14 protein-coding genes are annotated in these 18,897 nt (G+C 70.5%); 1 reads left to right on the top strand and 13 read right to left on the bottom strand.

The annotated features are described in order from the left end of the window. Window positions 1-1,300: 1,300 nt before the first annotated feature. From lhgO to JHY01_RS19340, 5 genes are read right to left on the bottom strand one after another with little or no spacing between them, the layout of a single operon-like run. Window positions 1,301-2,677 (bottom strand): L-2-hydroxyglutarate oxidase, encoded by a 1,377-nt coding sequence (lhgO, locus tag JHY01_RS19360; RefSeq protein ID WP_205327320.1) that lies wholly within the window; start codon window positions 2,675-2,677, stop codon window positions 1,301-1,303. A 49-nt stretch (window positions 2,678-2,726) separates the two neighbouring features. Then, a complete protein-coding gene (locus tag JHY01_RS19355; protein WP_307814501.1) occupies window positions 2,727-3,500 on the bottom strand; it encodes a sulfite exporter TauE/SafE family protein in 774 nt (257 codons plus the stop codon). Beyond that, complete coding sequence (locus JHY01_RS19350) at window positions 3,497-4,993, bottom strand: aldehyde dehydrogenase family protein (protein ID WP_205327319.1); 1,497 nt, start codon at window positions 4,991-4,993, stop codon at window positions 3,497-3,499. The genes JHY01_RS19355 and JHY01_RS19350 overlap by 4 nt, the downstream gene beginning before the upstream one ends. Window position 4,994: 1 nt before the next feature. Further along, window positions 4,995-5,798, bottom strand: a complete 804-nt coding sequence (locus JHY01_RS19345; protein ID WP_205327318.1) for an IclR family transcriptional regulator — start codon at window positions 5,796-5,798, stop codon at window positions 4,995-4,997. Further along, window positions 5,795-7,018: a mandelate racemase/muconate lactonizing enzyme family protein gene (locus JHY01_RS19340; protein ID WP_205327317.1), complete on the bottom strand. Its 1,224-nt coding sequence runs from the start codon at window positions 7,016-7,018 to the stop codon at window positions 5,795-5,797. Before JHY01_RS19340 ends, JHY01_RS19345 begins: the two co-directional genes overlap by 4 nt. 260 nt (window positions 7,019-7,278) lie before the next feature. Between JHY01_RS19340 and JHY01_RS19335 the strand changes: the two genes are divergently transcribed. Next, on the top strand, window positions 7,279-7,812 hold the full coding sequence (locus JHY01_RS19335; protein WP_205327316.1) for a twin-arginine translocation signal domain-containing protein: 534 nt from the start codon (window positions 7,279-7,281) through the stop codon (window positions 7,810-7,812). 11 nt (window positions 7,813-7,823) lie between these two features. Here JHY01_RS19335 and JHY01_RS19330 read toward each other — a convergent pair whose 3' ends face one another. From JHY01_RS19330 to JHY01_RS19295, 8 genes are all read right to left on the bottom strand, one after another. Then, on the bottom strand, window positions 7,824-11,279 hold the full coding sequence (locus tag JHY01_RS19330) for a BTAD domain-containing putative transcriptional regulator (RefSeq protein ID WP_205327315.1): 3,456 nt from the start codon (window positions 11,277-11,279) through the stop codon (window positions 7,824-7,826). A 141-nt stretch (window positions 11,280-11,420) separates the two neighbouring features. Continuing rightward, the gene (locus tag JHY01_RS19325; protein WP_205327314.1) at window positions 11,421-12,050 is read right to left on the bottom strand and encodes a dihydrofolate reductase family protein; all 630 of its coding nucleotides are present in this window, start codon (window positions 12,048-12,050) and stop codon (window positions 11,421-11,423) included. A 66-nt stretch (window positions 12,051-12,116) separates the two neighbouring features. Beyond that, window positions 12,117-12,593 carry an SRPBCC family protein gene (locus JHY01_RS19320; protein ID WP_205327313.1) on the bottom strand — a complete coding sequence of 159 codons (477 nt, stop codon included), beginning with the start codon at window positions 12,591-12,593 and terminating at the stop codon, window positions 12,117-12,119. 115 nt (window positions 12,594-12,708) lie between these two features. Further along, window positions 12,709-13,815, bottom strand: a complete 1,107-nt coding sequence (locus JHY01_RS19315; protein ID WP_205327312.1) for a DUF4185 domain-containing protein — start codon at window positions 13,813-13,815, stop codon at window positions 12,709-12,711. 40 nt (window positions 13,816-13,855) lie between these two features. Then, the gene (locus JHY01_RS19310) at window positions 13,856-15,007 is read right to left on the bottom strand and encodes a GDSL-type esterase/lipase family protein (RefSeq protein ID WP_205327311.1); all 1,152 of its coding nucleotides are present in this window, start codon (window positions 15,005-15,007) and stop codon (window positions 13,856-13,858) included. Further along, window positions 15,004-17,124 carry a hypothetical protein gene (locus JHY01_RS19305; RefSeq protein WP_205327310.1) on the bottom strand — a complete coding sequence of 707 codons (2,121 nt, stop codon included), beginning with the start codon at window positions 17,122-17,124 and terminating at the stop codon, window positions 15,004-15,006. The genes JHY01_RS19310 and JHY01_RS19305 overlap by 4 nt, the downstream gene beginning before the upstream one ends. An 8-nt stretch (window positions 17,125-17,132) precedes the next feature. Then, the gene (locus tag JHY01_RS19300; protein WP_205327309.1) at window positions 17,133-17,945 is read right to left on the bottom strand and encodes a carbohydrate ABC transporter permease; all 813 of its coding nucleotides are present in this window, start codon (window positions 17,943-17,945) and stop codon (window positions 17,133-17,135) included. A 1-nt stretch (window position 17,946) separates the two neighbouring features. Next, entirely contained in the window at window positions 17,947-18,897 is a 951-nt protein-coding gene (locus JHY01_RS19295) for a carbohydrate ABC transporter permease (protein ID WP_240192981.1), read from the bottom strand.

Raw genomic sequence — 18,897 nt, 5'->3', positions numbered from 1 at the left:
CCGGTAAGCCAGGGTGCTCCTCCACTGGAGGCGTCCGATCTCACCCCCGTGCCATCGCCCGCAGCTGTCCGCGCCCCCGATGGGCCGTGACTGGGTGGACGATCCTAGTTGGGATCACCCCAACCAGCAGGCGATGCCGTACACGACGGCATACGCGATCCGAGAACGACCCGCCAGCGTCAGCGGTGAGGCCACACCGGGCGAATAGAGGACTCGGTACGGCGACACCGCAAGCACGTCCATGGCGAGCACCACCCCGTCCCGGCAGCGCCGCGCCCGCAAGCCCGCGCGACTGCAGGACGGACCCGAGGAACAGGAAGCGATCCTCGGGAGGCGAACCCGCCACCGGCATCCACCGGGCACGCCACCGGCATCCACCGGGCGGCCGCACCGCTCCCTCAGGGACGGCAGGCAACCACATCCGCCCCTGGCAGGAACGGCGCGCGGCCAGGCGAAAGCCGAAGGGCCGGAACCGGAAGCCGAAGCAAGACCAGCAGGACCAGCAGGGCCAGCAGGGCCAGCAGGGCCAGCGAGGGAAGCAAGTAGAGCAGCGGGAAGGAGGCGACAGGCACATGAAGACCACCACCATGCACACGAACATGGACATGGACAAGAGCGCAACCGAGCCGAACTCGGCGGCTGACGGCTCCCGTGCCGCCGACCACCCGCTCACTGCAGCAACGGGACGGACCCACCCGGCCCTGCCGGAAGCGACCACCGGCCCCGCTTCGGCGACACACCGCCGAAGCCTCGCCTACCCTTCCCTCGCTGCCGGTTTGCGCCTCGCTCCAGAGACGACCCCGGCCCCGGACACGCAGCCCGGTCCCAACCTCACCCGGCCCCGCCGGAAGCGACCACCGGCCCCGCCCCGGCGACACACCCCCGGACCACCGCCCACCACTCCCCCTCGCCGCCAGCTTGAACCTCGCTCCAAAGACGACCCCGACCCGGCGGCGCACCACCAGGCAACCCCGGGCAACCCCAGACAACCCCGGGCAACCCCTCGCCTCGACATCTCTGACCGGTTGCAGCCCAATAAAAACCGGTCTCGCCCTCGGCGGCTGAAGGCTGAAGCTCGAGCTGACTCCTCCACTTCTCCGCCGCTCCTTCGCTGCATGCTCGAAGCTCGATCGACGCCACGCTCGATCAGTTGAGCTCCGGGGCCGACTCGGGAACCGGCCGCGCGACTTCGGGGCGTAGGCCGTCGAGGATGAGAGCGAGGTAGCGACGCCATCGATCAGGTGACGCGTTCGGCGCGCATCCCGCAACGTAGTTCGGCGCGCACATCGGCAGGAATGCGTCAGCGCGTGTGACGTCGTCGCCCGCTGCCCCTTGCCGCCGCACTTGAGCGACTCGCCGCCCAGATCGGTCGCCGATACACGCTGGCGAAGGGGCGCAGGCGGCCACGGACTTCGCGCGGCGGCACACGTTCGGGAAGCTGGTGGTCCGCGTGTAAGCCGATGGCGTCGACCACGTGCTCGGCGATCGCCATGGAGGAGGTCGCCGCGGGCGAGGGGGCATTGCGGACGGCGGTGACGGGACCGAGGCGGTGGATGCGGAAGTCGTCGACGAGGGAGCCGTCGCGGTCGAGGGCCTGGGCGCGGACCCCGGCCCCGTAGCGTTCAACGTCGTCGAGGCCGATCTCGGGAAAGTAGCGCTGCGAGGCTTTCATATAGGCGCGCTTGGAGAGTGAGCCGTAGACCTCGTGGGCGCCCATGCGCCAGTGCCGGGCGGCCATCCGCCAGGCCCCGGGCCAGGCGGCGAGCCGGGCGAGGTGGACCGGGCTGAGGTCGCGCCAGCGGTAGCCCTCGGCGGCGAGGGCGAGGACGGCGTTGGGGCCGATCTCGACGGTGCCGTCGATGCGGCGGGTGAAGTGGACGCCGAGGAAGGGGTAACCGGGTTCGGGGACGGGGTAGACGAGGCCGCGCAGTAGATCGGCCTTCTCGTTCTTGACGCGCAGGTACTCGCCGCGGAAGGGGACGATGCGGGGTCCGGGTTCGTCGCCCGCGAGCGTCGCGACGCGGTCGGCTTGGAGGCCGGCGCACAGGATGAGCCGGTCCACGGTGACCCGTTCCTCGCCCGAGGCGATGCGGACGCGTTCGCCTTCGGGTTCGATGCGGTCGACCGGGAAGCGAAGGCGCACTTCGCCTCCGGCGGCCGCCACTTCGGCGGCGAAGGCGCGGGCGACGGCGGCGTAGTCGGTGATGGCGCTCCCCGGGGAGTGGATCGCGCCGAGTCCGGTCGCGTGCGGCTCGATCTCGCGGAGCCCTTCGGGGCCGACGCGGCGCAGGCCGGGGACGCCGTTGGCGACAGCGCGATCGTAGAGGGCGTCCAGGCGGGGCACTTCGTCGCCGCGCGCGGCGATCACGAGTTTGCCGCATTCCACATAGGGCAGCTGATGTTCGGTGCAGTAGGCCTTGAGGAGGGCGACGCCGCGTGTGCACAGGCGCGCCTTGAGACTGCCCGGGACGTAGTAGATCCCTGCGTGGACGACACCGGAGTTGTGGCCGGTCTGGTGGGCGGCGACGCGCTCCTCCTTCTCGAAGACCACGACCCGGGCGCCGGGGCGCCGCCGCGTCAGCTCTCGGGCTACCGCCAGGCCGACGATCCCCGCGCCCACAATGCCGATTGACGGCTCGCGAGCAGCGTCGAAGGCGCCGATCACTTCGTCAGCCATGTCGGACCTCCACAGTTGTTGCCGTGCTTGGGTTCACGTGGGCCTCCGGTCAGCTCGTCGCGGACGAGACGATGAGGAGCCCCGCGCCCACGGCCGAGAGCGCGAGCGTCGCGAGCTCGAACTGCTGCTGGTTCACCCGGTGCGCCACGGTGCGGCCGGTCAGCGCGCCGACCGCGATGGCCGGGATGAGCAGGGCGGCCATGAGGAGCGTATGCCAGGAGATGAGGCCCAGCCCGACGCTGAAGGGGACCTTGAACAGGTTGACCGCGAAGAAGAACCAGGCCATCGTGCCCAGGAACTTGAGCTTCGGGAAGCCCGAGAGCATCAGGTACAGGACCATGACCGGTCCCGCCGCGTTGGCCGTCATCGTGGTCGCGCCCGCCGCGACGCCGGCGCCGGCCGCGGCGCTCCTGCGGGCCAGTCCGCTCGGTGGCTTCGGGTCCACTGCCTTGGGCCGCAACCTGTTCCAGACCTGAAGGCCGAGCATCGCGAGCAGGATCGCACCGATGAGCAGCCGCATGAACGTGTCGTCGACGAACCACAGCACCACCGCGCCGAGCGCGGTCCCGACCACGACCCAGGGGGCCAGGCGCCCGAGCACCCGCCACTCGACGTGCCGAGAGTAGAAGCGGATCGCGAACAGGTCGGCGATGATGAGGACCGGCAGCAGCGCGCCGGTCGACTCCTTGGCGGGGAGCACCGTGGCGAACAGCAGGATCGACAGGGACGCGGTGCCGTTGATGCCGGTCTTGGAGAAGCCGACGAGCGCCGCCGCGAGGGCCAGCATGGCCCAGGCGACGCCGTCGGACGGCAGTTCGGTCACAGTCGGAGCCGGCCGTCCACTCGCTGCGGGACGGCGGCGTCGTCGCGGAGTTCGGGCGGCAGCACGGACTCCGGCGCGTTCTGCCACACCATCGGACGCAGGAAGCGCCGGATCGCGGTGGCGCCCACGGACGTGTGGAGGGTGTTCGTCGAGGGCCAGGGGCCGCCGTGGTGCTGCGCCCAGGAGACGAGGACGCCCGTGGGGAACTGGTCGAAGACGAGGCGGCCGGCGAGCGGGCGCACGAGTGCGACGAGCGGTTCGAGGCCAGGGTCGTTCTCGGCGGTGTGCAGGGTCGCGGTGAGCGAGGCCGGGAGGGCTGCGAACGCGCTGCGGAGTTCCGCGGCGTCGGCGTAGCGGACCGCGATCGCACTGGGTCCGAAGCATTCTTCGGCGACGGCGGCGGTGAAGTCGGCGGCGTCGACTTCGAGCAGTCGCGGTCTGCCGAAGGCGCCTTCGGACGGTGCGGCGGTGCCGATCGCGAGTTCCTTCACGCCCGGCGCGGCCGTGTGGGCGGCGCTGATGTCGCGGTAGGACGCGGCGATACGGCTGTTCAGCAGCGGAGGCGCGGCGGTCTGGGCGATGAGGGCCGAGGCCGCGCCGAGGAGCTTGTCGCCGTCGGGTCCGGTGGGGACGAAGACGACGCCGGGCTTGGTGCAGAGCTGGCCGCCCGAGCCGGTGACGGAGGCGACGAGGCCGTTCGCGATGGCTTCAGGCCGCTCGGCGGCCGCGGCGGCGGTGACGATGAGCGGGTTGACGCTCGAGAGCTCGCCGTAGAACGGGATCGGCTCGGGGCGGGCGTTGATGAGGTCGAGCAGGGCCCGGCCGCCGGTGAGCGAACCGGTGAAGCCGACGGCCTTCACGGCCGGGTCGACGACGAGGGCCGCACCGGCTTCGGTGCCGAAGACGATGCCGACCGTGCCCTCCGGGGCGTCGACGTCCGCGCAGGCCTGGACGAGCGCCTCATAGGACAGCTGCGAGAGCCCCAGATGGGAGTCGTGCGCCTTGACGATCACCGGGTTCCCGGCGGCCAGCGCCGAGACGGTGTCGCCGCCGGGGACCGAGAAGGCGAGCGGGAAGTTGGAGGCGCCGAAGACGGCGACGGGGCCGATCGGCACGAGGAGGCGGCGCAGGTCGGGGCCGGGACCCATGGGGGTGTCGGAGGCGTGGTCGATCGTCGCCTCGAGGTAGCCGCCGTCTTCGATGACGGCGGCGAAGAACTCGGCCTGGTAGGCGGTTCGGGTGAGTTCGCCGCTAAGGCGGGCCTCGGGGAGCCCGGTTTCCCGCCGGCCCAGGGCGACGATGGCGTCGCGGCGTTCCTCGAGGCGGGCGGCGACGGCGCGGAGGAGCCGGGCGCGGAAGTCGCGGCCGCGGCGTTCGAGTTCGGGGGCGGCGGCCGCTGCGGTGGCGGCGAGGCGGCGGACGTCCTCGGCGGCGGTGGGCGCGGCTTCAGCGACGGGGTCGCCGGTGCGCGGGTCGGTGCTGGCGATGGTCATGTCAGGCTCCTAGGTGTTCCGGTCGGGCCGTGTGCGGCTTGGTGCGGTCGCTGTAGCCGAGGCGGTGGGAGATCGCGGCGGCGGTCTCGGCGACGAGGGGACCGAAGGGGTCGCGGGCGGCGTCCATGCGGGCGGTGGGTCCGGCGATGCTGATGGCGGCGGTGACGGCGCCGCTCTGGTCGAACACGGGGGCGCCGAAGCAGGTGCTGCCCGCGTCGAATTCGCCGTGTTCTTCGGCCCAGCCGCGACTGCGCGCTTCGGCCACGGTTTCCCGCAGGCGGTCGCGGTCGGCGACGGTGGCTTTGGTGAAGACCTGCATCGGGAGGCGCTCGATGGTCTCGTGGCAGCGTTCGGGGGCGAGCCCCGCGAGATAGGCCTTGCCGACGGCGGTGGCGTGCAAGGGCCGGCGCGCGCCGAGTTCGGAGCGCACGTGGACGGACTGGTGGCCGATCTCGCGGAAGACGAACACGATCTCGTCGCCGCTGAGGACGCCGAGGCTGACGGTCTCGCCGGTGCGGTGCGCGAGGTCGCGGAGCATGGGCGGGGCGACGGTGAGCACGTCCATGTTGTGCACGGCGGCCATGGCCATGCGCGCGGCGGCGGGGCCGAGCCGCCATTGGCCGTCGGCGAGCGTCAGGTACTCGGCGGCTTGGAGGCGTTCGACGAGGCGGTAGACGGCGCTGCGGCTCACGCCGACGGCTTCGACGAGTTCGGACGTGGTGGCCTTGCCGCGCATGGTGAGCACTTCGAGGATCTCGAGGGCCCGGTCGAGTGCGCCTTTGGGGGCCTCGGTGCGGGGTGTCACGCGGCGGATCCGAACCGTTCGGTGGCCTCGGTCCAGGCGCGGGCCTGCTCGCTGAGGCTGAAGCCGAGGCCGGGCCGGGAAGGGACGACCATGCGGCCGTCGGCGATCTCGAGGCGTTCGTTGAACAGCGGTTCCAGCCATTCGAAGTGCTCGACCCACGGGTCGTGCTCGTAGGCGGCGGCGAGGTGGAGGTGGATCTCCATGGCGAAGTGGGGGGCCATGCGGACGCGCGCGTGCTCGCCGAGGGACATGATCTTGAGGAACGGGGTGATGCCGCCGACGCGGGGCGCGTCGGGCTGGATGAAGTCGACGCTGCGGTGCCGGATCAGGTCGGCGTGCTCGGCGACGCTGGTGAGCATCTCGCCGGTGGCGATGGGGGTGGCGAGTTCGCGGGCGAGGTTGGCGTGGCCTTCGGCGTCGTAGGCGTCGAGGGGCTCCTCGATCCAGGTGAGGTCGTACTCCTCGAGGCTGCGGCCCATGCGGATCGCGGTGCTGCGGTTCCACTGCTGGTTGGCGTCGACCATGAGCGGGAAGTCCTCGCCCAGGTGCTCGCGGACGGCGGCGACGCGGCGCAGGTCGAGGCGCGTGTCGGGTTGTCCCACTTTGATCTTGATGCCGCCGATGCCGCTCGCGATCGCGGCGTCGGCGTTGTGGAGGACCTCCTCGATGGAGGAGGAGAGGAAGCCGCCGGAGGTGTTGTAGCAGGCCACGGTGTCGCGGTGGGAGCCGAGGAGTTTCGCGAGTGGCAGCCCCGCGCGCTTGGCCTTGAGGTCCCACAATGCGATGTCGAACGCGGCGATCGCCTGAGTGGACAGTCCACTGCGGCCGACGGAGGCGCCGGACCACACCAGCTTGGTCCAGATCCGCTGGATGTCGTTGGGGTCCTCGCCGATCAGATCGGGGGCGATCTCGCGGGCGTGGGCGTACTGGCCTTTGCCGCCGGCGCGCTTGGAGTAGCCGTAGCCGACGCCTTCGAGACCGGACTCGGTGCGGATCTCCGCGAACAGGAACGCGATCTCGGTCATCGGCTTCTGGCGGCCGGTCAGGACCTTCGCGTCGCTGATGGAGGTCTTGAGCGGGAGGATCGCGTGCGAGATCCGCACGGAGGCGATGCGGTCGCGGCTCGCCTCCCCGCGCTGCAGGGCGCTGAAGTGGCGCTCGTTCACGGCGCTCGTCTCGGTGGCGCTGGTCTGCTCGATGAAGGTGGATTCACTGGTCATGTCGGCTCGCTCCCCTACACTGGACAGTCCCATTCATTGGGAATTCATATCGATGAATGGGACGTGACGAGCTTAGGTCAGACCGCGACCGGACGCAAGGGGAGCGGCCCGCACCCCGATGGCATCGGTACGGGCCGAGTACGGGTTTCGGCGCAAGTCTCGTGCGACCGGCCGCTTCTAGTGTCATCTCCAGGTCGGAACCGCTCGCAAGAGCAGACCGGCCGCACCTCCCGAACCACACCTGAGAAGTGGAGCCCGCCATGGCCGCTCAATCCGACAAGCCGAACCTCTCCCGTCGCCGACTGCTGCAGGCGGCCGCCATCGTCCCCGCGGTGGCGATCCCGACCCTCGTCGTCGCGAGCCCGGCCCAGGCCTACTACATGGGCAACATCTCGCGCTCGAACGTGATGACCCGGGCCAAGGACTGGTACGACCGCGGCATCCAGTACGACCAGGGCAGCACGGCCACCGACAACGACGGGGGCCACCGCTACCGCCGCGACTGCTCCGGGTTCGTTTCGATGGCCTGGCACAGCGCGACGCCCGGGCACAGCACCCGCACTCTTTCCGACATCTCGCACCCGGTCTACTGGAGCAGCCTCCTCCCGGGCGACATCGTCAACAGCTACGACAACCACTGCATGCTGTTCGCCAAGTGGGTGGAGAAGGGCGTTTCAATGAAGGTCTACCACCTGGTCTCCCCCAGCGCGGACATGAAGTACGAGACGAAGTACGTGACCACCCTGAAGAACGCCGACTACAGCCCGCTCCGCTACGACAAGATCTTCGACTGATCGAACGCCCGTCAACGCCGGTGCATCGAGGACGATGCGCCGGCTTGCCGGCTCTGGCCGAAATCCTCCGCCTCGACCCGGGCGGCCATGAACTCCACCCCGACCGTCCGGTAGCCTTCGGCGGCCGCCGCGGCGAGCCGTGCGGCAGCCGCCGGGTCTTCGCTTGCGGCGCATCGGGCCTGCGCCGCAAGCGCGTCGGCCTCGAGGACACCGTAGCCGCGTCTGCGCGCCTCCTCCAAGGCGCGTTCCGCATGCCTGCGCGCATCGGCGATGTCGCCCAGCGCCAGCAGCGCATGCGCCGTGCCGGTGGTCGCGCGCGTGGCAAGGAACGGGAACTCGTCGGCGAGTGCGAGCGCCCGCCGGAACGAGTCCTGGGCCGCCGGAAGGTCACCGGCGCCCAGTTGCGCCTCGCCCAATGCGATCAGCAGCGCCGCCTGCGCGCGCCGGTCCTGGGCGATCACCGCGAGATCGTAGCCCTGTGCGGCGACGCTCACCGCTGCGGCGGTCCGGTCGCGTTGCGCATGCAGGAGGCTCAGTTCCTCCAATGCGGCCAGCTCACCGTTCATATTGGAGGTTCGCCGGTGCCCGTCCAACGCGGCGAGCAAATGCTCTTCGGCCGCCGACTCGTGCCCGAGTTGGCGGAGCACCATGCCGAGGTTCGAGCGGTTGGCCAGGAGGGATTTCTCCCGTCCGGACTTCTGGTTGATGCGCAGGGCGGCGCCGAAGTACTCCGCCGCCTCCGCGAGTCGGCCCTGGTCGGAGCACACGTAGCCCAAGCCGTTGAGCGTCACCGCGCGAACGTGGCCCAGTTCGTCGTCGCTGAGTTCGATCGCCTGGTGGAAGGACCGCTCGGCTTCGGCCAGTCGGCCCTGTTCGGCCAGCACCCAGCCGATGTTGTGCCGCAGGTAGGCGGCGGCCTGCCGCCACCCGCCGGCGTCCGCCGCTCGCGCACCCTCCGTGTAGACGGCGATCGCCTCTTCGTGGCGGCCGAGTGCCCACATCGCCTGTCCGCGGGTCATATGCATCGCCGCCTGGGCGGTGGGATCGCCCTCCGCGGCGCGCAGGCCCGCGTCGGCGGACCGCAGCCATCGGTCGGCCTGTCGGTTGATCAGGAAGTAGCCGCGGAGCTGGTCGGCGATCTGCCAGGCGAGGTGGCGGTGCTCCTCGGCGTCAGCGACGCGTTCGGTGAGCGCGACCAGTGCCGGTGCCTCCGTGTCGAGCCATGCCGACGCGGCTTCGTGCGATTCGAACACGGCTTCTCGGTCGTCGCATGTGGACCATCTGACGAGCTGCGGGTACACCCACTCCATCGCCGCCGTCACGACTCGGAGGTTCCAGGCGTAGTACCGGTCCCGGTCCGCGGCGTACTCCTGGGTGTCGTGCTCGGCGAGCAGTCTGGTCGCGTACAGGCCGAGCAGATCGTGGAAGCGGAACCGGTCGGGGGCGTACTGCAGGAGCATGTTGGCGTCCAGCAGTTCGCCGAGGATCCGATCCGCTTCGGGGGCTTCGGCATCGAGCAGGGCCGCGGTGGCGTCCAGAGTGAAGTCGTCGCCGGGGTGCAGGGCGCACAACCGGAAGGTGCGTCGTGCGTCCTCGCTGAGATCCTGGTAGCTGAGCTGGAAGCTGACCAGCACACTGAGCTCTCCGGTGCTCAGCTCGGCCAGCCTCCGGCTCTCGTCGCGCAGGCGCTTCGCCAGGTCGGCGGCGGACCACGCAGAGCGGCCGGCCAATCGCGCACCCGCGATGCGCAGCGCCAGCGGCAGTTGCCCGCAGGCGGCGCTCAGTTGCCTGGCCGACTGCGGATCGGCGGCGATCCGCTGCGTGCCCGCGGCGGCGGCCAGGAGGGCGAGGGCGTCCGCGGCCGGCAGCGTCGGGAGGTCGACCACCGTGGCGCCCACCAGATCGGTGAGCCGCCTGCGGCTGGTCACCAGCACACCGCAGGAGCCGGCGCCGGGCAGCAGCGGCGACACCTGCCGTCCGTCCTTCGCGTTGTCGAGGACCAGCAGCATCCGGCGGTCGGCGAGTTCACTGCGCAGCAACGCGGCGGCTTCGGCCTCATCGGCACCGATCCGCTCGCCGGAGACGCCCAGCGCCCGCAGGAATCGCCCGAGTACTTCCAAAGGGGAAATCGGTGCGCCGAAGGCGCCGCGGAGGTCGGCGTACAGCTGTCCGTCCGGGAACGCCTCCCGCAAGCGACCAGACGCTTCCAATGCCAAGGCGGTCTTGCCGACCCCCGCGGGGCCGTTCACGGCGATGATCCGCGGACGGGCCCCGGCCCCCGACCGGTCGCCTCCGAGCGTCGAGGCGATCAGGTCCAACTCCCCGATGCGCCCGACGAAGTCCGGGGGCGGCGCCGGTGTCTGCCGTATCACCGCCTGCCGCTGCGACGCGTTCGCTTGCGCGCTCCAGCGCTGCCGGAGCGCACCGTGGTGGGCTTCACGGAGCCGGTCGCCAGGGTCGATGCCGAGCTGGTCGGCGAGCGCGGTGCGAACTCGGTCGAAAGCAGCGAGCGCCTCGGCCTGCCGACCGCTCGCGGACAGGCTCATGACGAGCTCCGCGTGCAGCGGTTCGTGCAGTTCGAGCCGGTCGGCCAGTTCTCGCAGGCGCGGCAGCACCTGGTCGGATTCCCCCAAATCCCTTGCGGCCGAGGCATAGGCGCACAGGACGGTCACGTACTCCTCGGTCACGGCCGCCATCAACGGACCGTTCCGGAGAGCGTCCACATCGGTGTCGCCGCGCCACAATCGGACGGCCTCGGCGAGGTGACCCAGCGCCCGTTCCGGGTCGTTCTCCTTGGCGCCCAGGGAAGCCAGCTTCCGGAATCGAGCCAGGTCCAAGCTGACCGGATCCGCCTCAAGGCGGTAGCCGCCCGCAGCGGTCTGGAGCATCGGTCCCGAATCCGGCCGGAGCAGTCGCCGAAGCCTGCCGATATAGGTGTGCAGGAGATTCGCGGCCGAGGCTGGCCGTCGCTCACCCCAGAGCAGGTCCATCAGTTCTTCCCGTCCCACCACCTCGCCGGCGCTCAGCGCCAGCCGCAACAGCACGCACTTCTGGTTGGGCGACGTCAACGGCACTGGAATCCCGCTGTCCCACAGGGCGACCGGTCCCAATACGCCGAGCGTCGTCCCCGCTTCGGGCTCGGTCCGATCGGCGTCGACGAGTGCGATCGGGGTCAGCGTGGCGTACACGTCGCCGCCGACGGCGGCCGCGAGGAATCGGGCCTCGTCCTGGTTCGACAGCCCCAGGGCGACGGCGAGGCCGTGCACCGAATCGCGCCGCGGATGGCGGCTGCGGCCCTGCTCCAGGTCGCGGATGGCGGCCAGGCTGAGGCCGGAATGCCCGGCGAGGTCCCGCTGTGTCAGGCCGCGGCGTTCGCGATGCGACTTCAGGAGGGGACCGAAAGGCGACTCGACGTGTTCGGCGTTTGGGGGTGGGTGTCCACCGCGCGCCTCCTCTGACTCCGACACGTGGCTCACGTTACAGGCTGGCGGCAAGACTGAAGGGACAGTCGGTGCGGGCCTGAAGGTCGACCGAAGCCCGAGCGGGACCGCCGACGTGTTCCCGACCGGGATCATCGCGGCCGTCGTCGGACCCGGGTCGGCGTCCGGTCAGGTCAGGCGGTCGACGTCGGCGTCGATGTCGCCGACCGCGGGTTCGCCCGCGGTCTCGTATTCGAGTTTGACCGTGCCGTTGGCGAAGACGCGCGATTCGGTCAGGCGCAGGGCCGCGGGCATCGCGCCTCCGACGAAGACGCGCTTGCCGTCGCCGAGGACGAGCGGGTAGACCCACAGGTTGAGGTGGTCGACGAGGCCGAGCCGTAGCAGCGACTGGACCAGGTTCAGGCTGCCGATCACGTGGACCTTGTCGTGGCGGTCCTTCAGGTCCGCCACGCCCTCGGCCAGGTCGCCGTCCAAGAGGTTCGTGTTCTCCCAGTTCAGCGGCGCTTGAAGTGTGCGTGAGGCGACGTATTTGGGGACGCGGTTCATGAGCGCGGTGAACTCGAACTCGGCGGGGGCCGTGGGCCAGTAGCCCGCGAAGATCTCGTACGTGCGGCGGCCGAGCAGGAGCGCGTCCATGCCCTTCGCCTGCTCGAAGATGAAGTGCTCCTCATCGCGGTCGATGAGCGGCGCCTGCCAGCCGCCGTACGCGAAACCGCCTTCGGGGTCCTCCTCCGGCGCGCCGGGGGCCTGGCCCACACCGTCGACGGACATGAACTCGGTGACGATGAGCTTGCCCATGTGCTGCTCCTCTGGTTCGGGGATCCTCAGGTATACCGACGATGCCGAAGGCCGAAACGCATCGGTTCAGGACGGCAGCGGTTCGCCGGTCTCGAGGAGGGTCTTGAGGCTCGAGACCAGTTCGGGCCAGCCTTCGCTGATCATCTCCAGGACGGTGCTGCCGGGTTCGAACCCGTCGTGGGTGACCTTGAGGCGGACGGTGGCCCTCCCGGGCTCGAGGTCGAACGCGACCTTGGAGCGCGGCTCGGCCGCGATCACCGCGAGCACGTCGTCGCCGACGCCGGCCCGCTCGGCCCAGACGGGCGTGAACGAGTGCCAGGTGTAGGCGAGCCGCCGCGGCCGGTCGGCTTCGAGCACCTTCTGGCCGGGGTCGGCGATGCTGCCGCCTCGTTCGCGCCAGGTCATGGGCGAGCCGGGCTTCCAGTCGGTGTCGAAGGAGAGCTCCCAGTACCGTTCGGTGAACGCGGGTTCGGTCAGTGCCCGCCACAGCCGCTCCGGCGTGGTCTTGATGCGCGACAAGTAGACGAACGCGGTGTCGTCCATGGCCGGTCTCCTCCCGTTGGCGTCCCGGACCAGCCTAGGCGGCTCGAGCGCTCGGGGGGACGCAACCGGGCCAGAGGCTGGTGGCCTCTGGCCCGGGGGTGTTGCGGTGTTCGGTCTAGCGGCGCGAGCGCTGCGCGTGCACGTCGACGTAGCGGGGACGGTAGAGGCGGGCGTCCGAGTAGTGGTCGCCGCCTTCGAAGCTGTTCACGTTGTAGGTGATGACGAGGGTGTCGCGGTCGCCGAGGTTCGGGTGGGCCTTCGCGTTGTAGGTGAAGACGTTCCCGCCGGTCTCCGGGGTGGTGTACAGCTCGGTCTTACCGGTGTAGGGGCCCGTGATGTCGCTGCTGCGGTACATCACGATCTCGGCGCTGAGCGGTTCGGTCGCATCACCGGTGACGAGCGTGAACTCGCCTTGGAAACGTGAGACGCTGAACTCGTTGGAGACGCCCTCGAGGATGCGGCTCGACCCGTTCGGGTCGGCGACCCACGCCCCCGCGTTGAAGTACTCCCAGCCCGCGGTGGTCAGCGAGCCGGTGGGGACGCGGGCGAGGTGGGCGTACTTCTGGGCCTGGTTGTCCTCGACACCGAAGACGTAGGTGTAGCCGTCTTCGGCGTCCTCGTATATCGCCGAACCCCAGTTGATCTCCGAGTCCGGCAGGTCGGTGACCGAGACGAGGCTCATGTCGGCCGGGTCGAGGGTCGCGACGGCGTTGCCGGTGAACTCGAAGTCGAACACGCCGCTGCCGGTCTTGATGAACTCGAGGAGCATCACGCGGAGCATGCCGTCCTCGACCGTGGCGTCCCCGAACCAGTACCAGCGCTGGGTCTCGTCGGCGCCGGCCACTTCGACGAGGGATTCGGGGGCGGACTCGGTACCGCCCGTGAAGGTCGTGAGTCGGCCGCCGTCGTCGACGATGATCGAGTTGTGGAGGAACGGCGAGTCGGCTGGCCTGCCGCCGTTCTCGTCGACCTCGCCCATGAACGTGTCGGAGTAGATCCACGCGGTGGCGCCGTCCGGGAGGTCGACGCTGTACGCGGAGTCGGCGCCGGTCCAGCGCCCGGCGGTGTCGGCGTAGGTGCCGAAGCGTTCGGTGAGTTCGGTGTTGATCTCGGTGGAGATGCTTGCGGGGCAAGCGGTCGGGGCCGCCGCGGCGGCGGTGATCGGGATGGTGGCGGCCGCGAGGCCGGCGGCCATCGCGAGGGTGAGCGATCGGTGGGTCATGGACTGCTCCTTTACAGGTGCATGGACGGAGGAGGATCGGTCAGATGGCGTGCTCGGCGAGCACGCGGTCGGCGAAGCGTGCGCCGATGAGGCGCTGCACGTCCGGTCCGGGATGCAGGTTGTCCGGCAGTGGCATGGCGGCGGCGTCGCGCGCGCCGTAGAGCGACAGGCCGTCGAGGTAGCGCAGTCGGCGGTCGCCGTCGGCGCGGCGTCGGTCCACGATGGAGGCGAGTTCGGCGCGGATGACGCTCAGTGAGAGCTTGCCGGTCGCGACCTCGGCTTCGCTGCCCGCCGCGATCGACCACTCCTCGGCCCGGCCGGGGTCCTGCATGGTGGGTCCGGCCGAGGCTTCGACGGGCTCGCACCAGATCGGGGAGACGAGCACGATCGGCGTGTCGGGATGGCCCTCGCGGATCGTGTCGAGGAAGCCGTCGACCGCGGGGCGGAAGGCGCGCACCCGCATCACGTCGCCGTTGACGAGGTTGATGCCGAGCTTCAGGCTGATGAGGTCGGCCGCCGTGTCGCGGATCGTCCTGGCCGTGAACGGGTCGAGCATGGCGTTGCCGCTGAACGCGAGGTTCGTGAGGTGCACGCCCGATCGCAGCGCGGCGACCACCGGCCAGGTGCCCGTGGTGGTCTCGGCCCGGTAGCCGTGGCTGATCGAGCTGCCGTGGTGCACCCAGCGGAGCGCGGCCCCTTCCGGCGGGGCCGTGACCGGTGCGTCGGCGCGAAGCGCGAGCAGTTCGACGTGGTCGTAGTACGGCAGCCACAGTTCGAGGTCGCGTTCGGCGCCGGTGCCGAGGCCCGTGAAGCGCACCGTCGCATCAGGACCGGGAACGATCGCGCCGTCGGGCCGCTCGAAGGTGAACACGAATCGGGATCCGACCGGCGCGCCGGCCGTGGCGACGAGCGCGCCGCCTTCGGTGACCTCGTAGGTGCTGGGCGGCATGGGCGCCGTCGCGTCGGCGGCGATCCGTCGGCCCTGCACGTCGAGCTCGACCACGTCCGCGGCGGTGCGGATCGCGAGTCGGACTCCGGCGCTCTCGGCGCTGGTCTGGGCCATGAAGCGGTCCGGGATCTGGCGCCTCGCCCACTGCGGCAGGCGATGCGGGATCAGGCCGCGCTCGGTGGTCTCGACCTCGACGGCGCCTCGGACGCTGAGCGGGTCGATCATGAAGGGCTGCATACTCATGCGGCATCGCTGACGGTGCCGTCGGCGCGCACGTCCACGAGGCGGTCCCCGAGGCGCAGGCCGCGCAGGACCGCGTCGGGATCGAGGTCGGCGATGCATCCCCGCGACGTGTCGAGCGCTCCCGATCCGGCCTTCGGGTCGACGCCGAAGAACGACTCGATCACCAGGGCCACATAGGCTCCGGCGGAGGAGCAGGCCCAGTCGATGATGTACGGCAGCTGCGGCGGCGCCTTGCGCGCGCCGCCGTTCACGGCGGGCACGGCCTCCTCGGTGAAGTGCGCCTGACCGGGCGGGCCCTGGTTGGCGGAGCGGGCGAGGCCCGGCAGCCAGTCGATCGCGACCTCCGGCGCGCCGAGCGCGACGAGGGCGCGCGCCGCGTCGGCGGGCCAGGCCGGGTACGCGCCGTTCCACTGGTGGTCCGGGCGCGGACTGAAGCTCGCGTCGGGGTCCCATGGGGACAGTGAGCGGAGCCAGACTCCGGTCTGGAGTTCGCGCCGGTAGAAGTCGACCATCTCGCCGCGCGTCCCCGGATCGAGGTCGGCGGCGATCGTGGTGCCGACGACGCTGAAGTCGTAGACGTGGCGCACCGGCACGCGGGTGCCGTCCGGCTGGCGGGCGGCGAAATGGCCGGTGCCCGGCAGGTAGAGGTCGGTGACGGCCTTGACGAGCGCGTCCGCTTCCGCGGCGAGCGCGGCGGCGCCGTCGGTGTCGCCTTGGGCGGCGAGGATCTCCGCGACGGTGCGCAGGTTCCAGACGTTCGCCGCGTTGAGACCGGCGACCTCGTGGGTGTAGGAGCTGACGCATTCGAGGAGGTTGTCGATCTCGCCGTAGTCGGCGAGCGGCCCGGTGCCGCGCAGCGACTGCCAGGCCAGCGCCCAGTCGCGCAGGTGCTCGCGGACCGGGCGGTCGCCCGGGGCCTCGTCGAGGAGCGCGGTGTCGCCGGTGAACCTCAGGTAGTCGTGGACGAGGCGGGTCATCGCGTAGTCGTTGACGGAGTACCAGCGTCCGACGGGTCCGCCGGTGAGCGAGGAGGTCCCGAAGTGGGTGTGGACGTCCGAGGCGATCCAATGCCGCAGTTGGGCTTTCATCGGCTCGGGGTCGAGGAGGGCGTGGGTGATGGAGCTGAGGCTGTAGTCCCAGATGAAGGTGGTGGTGGCCCAGTAGTTGGGCATGAGGGTGTCGTAGCTGCGGCCGAGCACGTTGCCCGCGAAGTCGCGGCGGAACCAGATGGTGCCGAGGGCGCCCCACCAGTAGAGGCGGCGCAGCGCTTCGGAGCTGGTCTCCAATGTGGGCAGGTTTCCGGAGAACTGGCCGTTGCCGGGTGTGAAGGCGGCGTCGAGCTGCTCGTTCCAGAAGGTTTCGGCGGCGCTCACGATGCCGGGGAGGTCGGCGGTGACGCGCTCGAAGGTCGCGTTGGCGGCTTCTTCGGTGGCGGCCAGGGCGTGCGCGTACCCGAATCGGGCGGTCGCGCCGGGTGCGATGTCGAGGTGCACGGTGACCTCCCCGCCGCGTTCGATGCCGCCGATGCCGACCTCGTGATCCCCCGCCGTCGGCGCGATGCCCGAGAGGCGGACTTCGGCATCGGTGTCGACGCCTTGGACGCTCCAGGCGGTGCCGGCCCCGTTCGTGAAGACCAGGCGGTGCTCGCCTCGGGCGGCGCGGTTGCGTTCCTCAGGGGTCACCGCGTCGAGCCAGGCCTCCTCGGAATGCGCGGCTCCGGCGGCGAGGGTCAGTGTGATCGGCACGGTCCGGGCCCGGTCGCCGGTGTTGGTGACGCTGACGTCGATCGCGACGGCGGTCTCGCCCGGCGCGCACACGGTGAGCGTGGACAGGTCGAGCCCGGGGAGAGCGACGCTGCGGCGCACGCGGTCCGGGCGCCATTCGTGTGTGATGGGGGCGCCGTAGGACTCGACGAGGCGCCCGTCGACGAAGCACGCGGCGGTGCGGGTGAGGCCCTGTGACACCGGTGGGAAGGTGACGGCGCTGATCGCGGTGAGGTCGTGGTCGACGCGGGCGGTGCCGAGGAAGTTGGTGAGGCCGCTCGGCGCGATCATGTCGTCGTAGTGGTGCGTGACCGGGTCGGCCGCGAGATCGTCGACGTTCGGTATGCGTCGCATGGGAGCTCCTAGTACTGCCCGAGGGCGAGGCCCCGGGCGAAGAACTGCTGCGTGAACAGGAAGAGGACCACTGTGGGCAGTGAGACGAGCAGGCCGCCGGCGAGCACGGTGGACATCTGCGCGCCGCCGTAGGTGCTCTGCATCCCGGCGAGGCTGGTCACGATGGGCCGTACGGTGTCGGACTGGCTGAGGACCAGGCCGAGGAGGAAGTCGTTCCAGATGAACGTGGCCTGCAGGATGAACACCGCCACGAGCGCGCTCGAGGCCATCGGCAGGTAGACGCGGTAGAAGATCCGCCAGGTCGACGCGCCGTCGAGCACGGCCGCCTCGAAGACCGAGTGCGCGATGCCGGTGAAGAAGTTGCGCATCACGAACGCCGAGAACGGGATCGAGATGGCCGTGTAGACCACGATCATACCGAGCCGCGAGTCGAACAGGCCGACGCGCGAGTACGCGTCGAACAGCGGCAGCAGGATCATCTGGAGCGGGAACACGGTGCCGCCGAAGATCGCGACGAACCACGCGAAGCCGTGCCGCAGCCGGAGCGCGACGATCGCGAATCCGGCCGCGGCGCCCACGACCACCGCGATGGCGGGCGAGACGACCGCGTAGAGCAGGGTGCTCGCGGCGCTCTCGGCGAGACCGGAGAGGCGCACCGCCTCGGCCATGTTCGCGAACAGCGAGAAGTCCGTGGGCATCCACGACTCCTTGCTGGTGAACGTCTCCGGTGCCTTCGCGGCGTTCACGAACAGCAGGTAGACGGGCAGGAGCCAGAGCGCGCCGAGGACGGCCAGGACGGTGGTGCGAACGATGCGAGACATATCAGACCCCGTGCTTGGTGGAGAGCTGCCGGCGCAGGTAGAGGATCGAGGCCACGAGCGTGACGACCGTGAGGAACACGGCGATCGCCGAGCCGAGGCCGTATTCGCTGTTCACGAAGGTCTCCTTGTACATCGTGAGGGCGAGCGTCTCGGAAGCTCGGCCGGGCCCGCCCTTCGTCATGCCCTGCACGATGTCGAAGGTCTTCAGGGAGGCGACGATCGAGAGGCCGACCACGACCGCGGTGAGCGGGCGCAGCATCGGCCACAGGATGCTCCTGAAGAGACGGAGCCCGTTGGCACCGTCGACGCGCGCCGCCTCCAGCGGTTCCTTCGGGATCGACTGGAGGCCGATCGTGAACAGCAGCGCGTTCACGCCGACGCCCTGCCATGCGGTCGCGAGGATCATCACGACCGTGTTGAGCGGGGCGTCGACGAGCCAGCGCGGCGTGTCGTCGACGCCGAAGGCGGCGAGCGCCTGGTCGAGGGCGCCGTCGCCGGAGAGGATGAACGACCAGATCACGCCCACTCCGATGCCCGAGAGGGCGTACGGGATGAGGAACGGCAGGCGGAGCCAGATGCCGCCCTTGAGGTTCCAGGTGAGCAGGGCGACGCCGAGTCCGATCCCGACCGGGACGAGGAGGGTCCCGGCGACCCACAGCAGCGTGTTGAGCACGGAGCCGAGGAATGCGGGGTCGTCGAGCATCTCCACGTAGTTCTCGAAGCCGACCCATTCGGGGTCGCCGAGCCCGTTGTACTCGGTGAGGCTGAGGAACGTGGTCCACAGCAGCGGCAGGTACAGGAGGACCGCCACGAGGAGCACGCCGGGCGCGATGAACCCCAGGGCGGACCAGCGGTACTGGTCGCCCCGGCGCGTCGGGGTCGTCTGATCGGGCCCCGAGGACCGGCGGAGCCGCTCCTCGGGGCGCTTCAGGGTGGTCTGGTCGGACGTCAT

The organism is Glycomyces sp. YM15 (assembly GCF_016918015.1).
GTDB lineage: Bacteria > Actinomycetota > Actinomycetes > Mycobacteriales > Micromonosporaceae > Glycomyces.
This window is presented reverse-complemented; position numbering and strand designations above follow the sequence as displayed.

Excerpts from the sequence above, each read along its gene's own strand:
- lhgO (WP_205327320.1), bottom strand. The coding sequence starts at position 2,677 with ATGGCTGACGAAGTGATCGGCGCCTTCGACGCTGCTCGCGAGCCGTCA.
- JHY01_RS19350 (WP_205327319.1), bottom strand. The coding sequence starts at position 4,993 with ATGACCATCGCCAGCACCGACCCGCGCACCGGCGACCCCGTCGCTGAA.
- JHY01_RS19340 (WP_205327317.1), bottom strand. The coding sequence starts at position 7,018 with ATGACCAGTGAATCCACCTTCATCGAGCAGACCAGCGCCACCGAGACG.
- JHY01_RS19335 (WP_205327316.1), top strand. The coding sequence starts at position 7,279 with ATGGCCGCTCAATCCGACAAGCCGAACCTCTCCCGTCGCCGACTGCTG.
- JHY01_RS19325 (WP_205327314.1), bottom strand. The coding sequence starts at position 12,050 with ATGGGCAAGCTCATCGTCACCGAGTTCATGTCCGTCGACGGTGTGGGC.
- JHY01_RS19320 (WP_205327313.1), bottom strand. The coding sequence starts at position 12,593 with ATGGACGACACCGCGTTCGTCTACTTGTCGCGCATCAAGACCACGCCG.
- JHY01_RS19315 (WP_205327312.1), bottom strand. The coding sequence starts at position 13,815 with ATGACCCACCGATCGCTCACCCTCGCGATGGCCGCCGGCCTCGCGGCC.
- JHY01_RS19310 (WP_205327311.1), bottom strand. The coding sequence starts at position 15,007 with ATGAGTATGCAGCCCTTCATGATCGACCCGCTCAGCGTCCGAGGCGCC.
- JHY01_RS19305 (WP_205327310.1), bottom strand. The coding sequence starts at position 17,124 with ATGCGACGCATACCGAACGTCGACGATCTCGCGGCCGACCCGGTCACG.
- JHY01_RS19300 (WP_205327309.1), bottom strand. The coding sequence starts at position 17,945 with ATGTCTCGCATCGTTCGCACCACCGTCCTGGCCGTCCTCGGCGCGCTC.
- JHY01_RS19295 (WP_240192981.1), bottom strand. The coding sequence starts at position 18,897 with ATGACGTCCGACCAGACCACCCTGAAGCGCCCCGAGGAGCGGCTCCGC.